At 65.5% G+C, this 794-nt stretch carries 1 pseudogene; it reads right to left on the bottom strand.

Annotated elements, in window-relative coordinates:
- Positions 1-621, bottom strand: a pseudogene (locus HX869_RS29655) (flagellar hook-length control protein FliK); the annotation flags it as partial.
- Between the last annotated feature and the right edge of the window lie 173 nt (positions 622-794).

The following is a 794-nucleotide window of genomic DNA, read 5'->3' as shown; positions in this document are numbered from 1 at the left end:
GGCGGACACGTGTCCGCCCTGTTCCATGGCCAGGCGCACGGCGGGCATTGCATCCAGCGGATCGGCCTCGGGGTCGAAGGCGGGCTTGGCGTCGTCGGTCGCGGCAATCGGTGGCGCCACGACTGGCTGGTTCTTGTCATCCTTCGCGGTGGCCGGCGTCGGGGTCTCGACGGGCGCCGGCGTAGCGGGGACGGGGACAGGGACTACCGCGGCTATCAGCGCCGGGTCTACGGCGGGGTCGACCGGAGGTTGCTGGGCCAGGGACGGATCGTCTGCCGGGGCATCGTCGTCTGACTTGGCGGTGGTGTCCGGGGTGTCCGCCTTGGCCGGCGGGTTGGCAGGCAAAGTCTTGCCGTTATCGGCAACCGATGGGGTACCGGCGGCAGGCTTGTCGTTGTTGGCGGCGGGCTTGGGGCTGTTGTCCGCAGGCTTGTCGCGGGTGGATTTGATGGGGGTGTCGACAGGTTTTGCCGCAGGCGCAGGGGCCTGGTTGGCGAACACCTGAGCGAAGCCCGGGGCCTTGTCCCGCGGGTTCGCAGCCACTGCCGGTGGATTGGCAGCGGGCGCTTGAGGCTTGGCCGCAAGGGCTGCCTGAAGGAGCGAATTCGGGGTGATTGCCATAGTCAAGAGTCTCCGCCGCACAGGGGTCGAGGGTGCGGTAACAGGAGGTAGAGCAAGAGTTGGGCCAGGTTTTGGTTTAAGGGTGTATATCCGTTATTTGGGTGAGGACTTGTATGGGGTCTTGAGTGTTGAAGAGCAAAAGCAACAGCCAAATCAAAAGCGGGCACGGTCCA

It is taken from the genome of Pseudomonas sp. P7779 (genome assembly GCF_013386315.1).
Taxonomy (GTDB): Bacteria; Pseudomonadota; Gammaproteobacteria; order Pseudomonadales; family Pseudomonadaceae; genus Aquipseudomonas.
The sequence above is the reverse complement of the archived record's forward strand: the minus strand, read 5'-3'. Positions and strand labels throughout refer to the sequence as shown.